At 74.4% G+C, this 5,861-nt stretch carries 6 protein-coding genes; all 6 read right to left on the reverse strand.

Annotation, left to right across the window (positions count from 1 at the left end; genetic code table 11):
- Positions 1-29 precede the first annotated feature (29 nt).
- A complete protein-coding gene (locus tag HW445_RS16175; RefSeq protein WP_180221721.1) occupies positions 30-1,385 on the reverse strand; it encodes an alkaline phosphatase in 1,356 nt (451 codons plus the stop codon).
- Positions 1,382-1,978 (reverse strand): NUDIX hydrolase, encoded by a 597-nt coding sequence (locus HW445_RS16180; protein WP_180221722.1) that lies wholly within the window; start codon positions 1,976-1,978, stop codon positions 1,382-1,384. The genes HW445_RS16175 and HW445_RS16180 overlap by 4 nt, the downstream gene beginning before the upstream one ends.
- A complete protein-coding gene (locus tag HW445_RS16185) occupies positions 1,978-2,877 on the reverse strand; it encodes an aminotransferase class IV (RefSeq protein WP_180221723.1) in 900 nt (299 codons plus the stop codon). Before HW445_RS16185 ends, HW445_RS16180 begins: the two co-directional genes overlap by 1 nt.
- A gap of 66 nt (positions 2,878-2,943) precedes the next feature.
- Positions 2,944-4,119, reverse strand: a complete 1,176-nt coding sequence (locus HW445_RS16190) for a glycosyltransferase family 4 protein (protein ID WP_180221724.1) — start codon at positions 4,117-4,119, stop codon at positions 2,944-2,946.
- 30 nt (positions 4,120-4,149) lie between these two features.
- A complete protein-coding gene (locus HW445_RS16195; protein ID WP_180221725.1) occupies positions 4,150-5,043 on the reverse strand; it encodes a nucleotidyltransferase family protein in 894 nt (297 codons plus the stop codon).
- The coding region (locus HW445_RS16200; RefSeq protein ID WP_218957045.1) for a hypothetical protein at positions 5,031-5,861 on the reverse strand (831 nt) is incomplete at its 5' end. The genes HW445_RS16195 and HW445_RS16200, both read right to left, overlap by 13 nt.

Genomic DNA, 5,861 nt, shown 5'->3' on the forward strand with positions numbered 1-5,861 from the left:
CGGCGGTGTGCGGTGGCCGGGTGCCGGTGTCAGTCGGCGACACGGTTGTCCGCCTCCTTCCAGGTCCGGGTGATCAGGTGGAAGAGGTCGGTGTGGTCGCCGAGGCCGAGGACCGAGGCGGCGGAGGGCCCGTGGGCGGCGATCCTCACCTGCGCGCCGGTGTGCACCAGGATCTCCCCGGGCAGGTTGGTGGCGTAGTTGATCAGCATGGGCTCGCCGTCGTGCGCGAGGAGCATCGTGGTGGCCCCGGGACTTTCGACGTCGACGGGCAGGATCTGCGCGGAGTGCCCGTGGTCGGCGGTGACCAGGACCAGGGTGTCCCCGTGCTCCTCCGCCCAGCGCAGCCCCACCGTCACCGCCGCGTCGAACGCGGCCACCTCACTGATCATGCCGCAGGCGTCACCGTCGTGACCGGCGGTGTCGATCAGGCCCGCCTCGACCTGGAGCAGGAAGCCGCGGCCCTCCGCACGTTCGTCCAGGATCTCCAGCGCCTTGGCGGTCATCCGCGCCAGCGAGGGCTGGTCCGCCGGGAGGTCCGGGTTGACCCGGCACACGGCGGCGGGGCCCCGGTCCACGCGGGCGGGCGGGCCCACCCAGTACCGGGCCAGCGCCTCTTCGCCGAAGAGGCCGAGCAGCGGCGCTCCCGCGTCCGCGGCGGCCAGTTCGGTCGCGGTGGTGATCACGCGGTAGCCGGCGGCGGCGGCCTGGTCGAGGACGGTGCGGCCGGCGAACTCGCCGGCCCGTACGGTCTGCCGGAAGTACTGTGCGCCGCCCCCGAACAGCACGTCGGGGCGTGTGCGGACCAGTTGTTCCGCGATGGAGCCCGGCCCGCCGTTCTCGGTCGCCTGGTCCGGGCACCGTTCCATGGTGTCCGGTCCCCGGCCGCTGCGGTGGGCGACGTGGGCGCCCATGGCGGCCGGGGTGGGGTCGCACACCTCCTCGGTGGTGACGATGCCGGTGGCCATGCCCCGTTCCCGGGCGAGCTCCACCAGGGTGGGGACGGGCATCCCGAAGGCGTCCACGCCTATCGCGCCGTTGTAGGTCTTGGCGCCGGTCGCCCAGGCGGTGGCCGCGGCGGCGGAGTCGGTGACGTAGTTGTGGCGGGTCGGGTCGCCCGCGGTCACCGAGTAGTTGGTCACCGAGCCGGTGAAGAGGAACGCGTCGAGGATGAGTCTGCCGTCGGCGCCCTTCAAGTAGTTGCGGGCGATGGTGAGTTCGTCCTCGCCCATGCCGTCCCCGACGAACAGGACCACGTTCCGCGGGATGCCGCGGGCGGAGAGCGCGATCGCCTCTTCGGCCCGGCCGGGGTCGCCCCAGGAGCCCTCGCCCCGGCCTGCGCGCGGTGCGGTGCCGTGGCCTTCGTTCGCCGTCGTGTCGGTACTCATGCCGTGGTCCCTTCCGGTTGTCCCGGGCGCGGTCCGGTACCGCGCCTCGTCCGCTCGTACAGGCCCAGCGCGGCGACGGTCACCGCGTCGGTGACGTCGCCCGCCTGCTGCATCCGCCAGATCTCCTCGAGGTCGAACACGCCGAACCGCACGTCGCCCTCGCCGGGTTCGGGCCGCGGGCCGACGGTGGTCAGCGACCGCGCCAGGTAGACGTGGCAGACGCCGGTGGCGTAGCCGTACGCCTCGTGCAGGAGGCCCAGGTGGTGCCACTCGTCCGCCGCGAGTCCGGCCTCCTCCCGCAGCTCCCCGGCAGCGGTCTCCTGCGGCGGGACGCCGGGGGTGGCCGCCGAGCCCTGGGGGAACTCCCAGAACCGGCGGCCGACCGGATGCCGGTAGAGGTTGACCATGGCCAGCCGGCCGGGCTCCACCTCGGGCACCACCAGCGCGAAGTCGGAGCGCTCGAGCACCGACCAGACGCCGGGCGAGCCGTCGGGGAACCGTACGTCGTCCTCCCGCAGCCTCATGTAGGGCGACGTGTACACCTGCCGGGTGTCCAGGACGTCGAAGGCGCCTTCGGTGTTCCCCGTTCCCATCAGACGGCCACCGTCTCCAGCAGGCCGGCGTGCCTGCCGCCCCGGGAGGCCTCGTTCCAGAGGGTGCCGAGGTGCTTCAACAGGGGCGAGGGCGCGTCGTAGTCGCGGTGGTCCAGCCTGCTCACCGGCACGACGTCGGCGAGCGTCCCGGCGAGGGCGAGGCCGTCCGCGCCGAGCACGGTGGTGCGCAGCAGCGGTTCGCGGGCCCATTCGATGCCCTCGGCCCGGGCGATCGCGGCGAGCAGGGCGACGGTCACCGAGTCAAGGCAGCCCTCCCACGGCGGCGGGGAGCTGAGGCGTCCGCCGTGTTCCAGCACGACGGCGGCGCCGGCCGACTCCGCGACGCGTCCCGCGGCGTTGAGGACCAGGGCGTCGTCGTACCCGGCCTTCTTCGCCTCCAGCCGGGCGAGCCGGGTGAGCTGGTAGTTGCCGACCACCTTCAGGGCCGGGGGCAGCGTGTCGTCGGTGGGGCGCCGCCAGGCACTGGTCTGCAGGGTCACCGGCGCGGGGGCCCCGGGCTCCTGGCGGAAGGCGGCGACGGTCACGGAGGCCGCGCGGGCCCGGGGGGTGAGGACCGCCCCGACGACCATGGGCCGGATGTACACGTCGCAGTCGGGGAACCCTGCCGCCTCCTGCTCGGCGGCGGCACGGCAGCCCTCGAGCAGTCCGTCGACACCGCCTTCCAGGGGCAGGCCGAGGACCTGGCAGGACCGGGACAGCCGGTCGAGGTGGCGTCGGGCGCCGAGCAGTGCCAGCGATCCGTCGGTCTGCCGCCGGGCGACCAGACCGTCGAAGACGCTGAGTCCGCGCAGCAAGGCGTCGGACATCAGGGGGAGCCGCGCTTCCTCCCAGTCGGCGAGCGCTCCGTCGAGCCAGATGGTGCCGTTCTGTACGCGCATCGGTGAGGTGTCCTTGCGTCGGGGCGGAAGGTTCGGGGGTGGGGGTGGCGGCCGGCGGCGCGGACGCTACCGGGAGGGGCCGGAGCCGTCCGGGCTCCACGCCGCGCGCACGCCCTCCAGCAGCCGTTCGGTCTGCTCGAGCATCCGGCGGACGTCGAACTCGCGGCGCACGGTGGCCAGGGCGTTGGCCGCCAGCCGGGCGCGCAGCTGTTCGTCGCCGGCGAGCTGTGCCAGGGCCTCGGCCCAGGCGCCCTCGGCGGTCGGCGGCAGGCGCAGTCCGACGTGCGGGTCGGCGATCACCTCGCGCAGTCCGCTCACGTCGCTCACGACGGTGGGCCGCCCGGCGGCCATGGCCTCCAGCACGGCGAGTCCCAGTCCTTCGGCGAGGCTGGGCTGCACGACCACGTCGCACTCCCGGTAGACCGCGGGCATGTCGTCGAGGGCGAGGTCCTGGCGGAGTGTCACCCTCTCGCCCAGGTCGAGCACCTTGATCAGCGTGAGGAGCCGCTCGTGGTAGCCGAGGTCGGAGGAGTGGGCGCGGCCGGCGATCACCAGGTGGGCGTCGACACCGCCGCGGACCAGCCGGTCGAGCACCCGCACCATGAAGTCCTGCTGCTTGCGTGGGGCGATGCGGCCGCTGAGGACGATGACGAAGCGGCCGTCGGGCCGGCGCGGCCCGTCGGTCGCGAACCGCTCGCACTCGATGCCGTGCGGGATGTGGTGGGTCGTCTCCCGGGGGCTGCCGTAGGCGAGGGCCTTCTCGTGGTAGAAGCGGCTTCCCGCCACCACCGCGTTGAGCGGCAGCGTCGAGTACACCAGGCGGGCCCGGCCCCGGCCGAGGGGCCCGCGTTCCGGCTGCTGCTCGTGGAAGTTGGCCACCAGCGGGCGGCCGTAGGTCATGGCGACCATGCTGCCGAGCACGGCCGTCTCGTGGCTGTTGGCGAAGACGACGTCCGGGGTGCCCCAGGTGTCGACCAGGGCGGCGAGTTCCTCCGCCGCGCTGAACTGCATCTGCTCCCAGCGGAGTTTGGTCGGGTCGTCCAGCAGGTCCCGGTAGGCCAGGAGGCGGCGGACCCGGGCCTGGCCGTCGAGGTCGTCGGCGGGTGCGGCGACACGGTCGCCGTCGGTGGCGACCAGCACGTCGTGGCCGCGGGCGGCCAGTCCGGTCGCGATGGTGCGGATGTAGGACTCGGCGCCACCGATCAGGGGGTGGTACGCCGGGGCGAGGGCGAGGACGCGCATGGGTTCTCCCGGGTTGGTTCGGCTTCTGGGTCAGGCGACGCAGCCGTCGGCCACGGTGGTGTGGTCGGGGACGGTCGCGCCGGGGAGGACGACCGTGTCGTGCAGTCGGGCGCCGGCCCCCACCACGGCGTCGTCCGCGACGAGGACCCGGCCGGTGAGGAGGGCGGAGGGGTGGACGCGGGCGGTGGGCGCGACGTGGCGGGCGTCCCCGCCCGCCGGGGCGAGGTCGTCGAGGACGGCGCGCCGGTAGGAGTCGGTGGTCCCCAGGTCGTCCCACCGGCCCAGCCACGGCACCAGGCCGACCGCGGCCCGCTCGGCGAGCAGCTCGGGGATCAGGTGGGCGCCGAAGTCGTACAGGCCCTCGGTGGGGACGCGCTTGAGGAGTTCGGGGCGCAGGCAGTACGCGCCGCCGCTGACCCAGCTGCGGCGGCCCGCGGCCCAGGCCGGCTTCTCGTCCAGCGCGGTGGGGCGTCCGCCGTCGTCGAGACGGAAGACGCCGAACCGGGAGCCGTCGTCCACCTCGACGGCGAGCACCGACAGGTCGCTGCCGCTCTCGTGGTGCCGTCGCACCAGTTCGGCCAGCGCGCCGTCGCCGAGGTACAGGTCGCCGGAGACGACCAGCACCGTGTCGGCGGCGGTGAGTTCGTCCTCGAAGGTCAGCATGGCGCCGGCCGGCCCGCGCAGTCGGTCCTCCCTGCGCGTGACGACGGGCAGGGCGAGGTCCGCTCGGGCGAAGTAGTCCTCGGCCGCCTCCGCGTGGTGGTGCAGGTTGCACAGGATCCGCCGGGCGCCGAGCGGCGCCACCTGGTCGACCAGCCGTCCCAGGATGGTCGTCGGGCCGAGCGGGAGCAGGGGCTTGGGCAGTCGGGCGGTGAGCGGCATCAGTCTGCTGCCGGCTCCGGCGCCGAGTATCAGGCACTCCACCTGTCGTTGTCCTTTCCGTGCGGTGCCGCGGGATCGTGGTGCGGCGTCGGGGGGTCGAAGAGTTCGGCTCGGGTGAACAGCGGGGTCATCTCCCAGTCCTCCGCGGCCCAGGGGGATGCGGAGGGGACGCCCGGGGCGGGCGACGGGCCGGACCCGGCGGTGAACGCGCCGGGCGGCGGCGAGGCGGCGGGGGATCCACCGGGCGCGGACGCCTCGCGCAGCCGGTCGAGGTCGGTGAGCCGGCCGAGGCGGTTCAGGCATTCCTCCGCGAACAGCGGGGCGAGCACGAGCTTTCCCGGCAGGACGGTGAGCGCGTTGTCCCAGCCGAGGTCGAACACGCCGCCCTCGGGCAGTCCGCCGCCGGCCTGGTCCGGCGCGTCCACCTCCACCTTGCACGCCGGGTAGAGGCCCCAGCGGGCGGCGGGGTCCTCCCACAGCCCGGGCAGGTGGTGGGCGAGGACCCGGGAGGCCGCCCCGAGCCAGGACCGGCGCGCGGCCTCGTCCTCGTCGCTCGCCCAGAAGTTGACGAACGTGGACATCAGGTAGACGCGCTCCCGGCCGGCGGGACGCGACGCGACGAAGAGTCCCTGTGCGCTGTCGGCGGGGAGGCAGAACGCCTCGGGCAGGTCCTGGCCGGTGCGGCACACCAGCATGTAGGTCAGCCGGGTCCGCACGCCCAGGGTGCGGGCCAGGGGTCCCAGCAGGCCGGGTGTGCCCAGCCCGGCCGACAGCACGAAGGCGGGGGCCGAGACGGTGACCGTGCCCTCGCCGGTCAGGACGTCCACGGACCGCACGGAGCCGCCGGAGTGGCGGACCGC

It is taken from the genome of Streptomyces sp. UH6 (assembly GCF_013421635.1).
GTDB lineage: Bacteria > Actinomycetota > Actinomycetes > Streptomycetales > Streptomycetaceae > Streptomyces > Streptomyces abyssomicinicus.

Bases quoted from the DNA above. Each gene is read 5' to 3' on its own strand.
- HW445_RS16190 (WP_180221724.1), bottom strand. From the start codon at position 4,119: ATGCGCGTCCTCGCCCTCGCCCCGGCGTACCACCCCCTGATCGGTGGC.
- HW445_RS16175 (WP_180221721.1), bottom strand. From the start codon at position 1,385: ATGAGTACCGACACGACGGCGAACGAAGGCCACGGCACCGCACCGCGC.
- HW445_RS16180 (WP_180221722.1), bottom strand. From the start codon at position 1,978: ATGGGAACGGGGAACACCGAAGGCGCCTTCGACGTCCTGGACACCCGG.
- HW445_RS16185 (WP_180221723.1), bottom strand. From the start codon at position 2,877: ATGCGCGTACAGAACGGCACCATCTGGCTCGACGGAGCGCTCGCCGAC.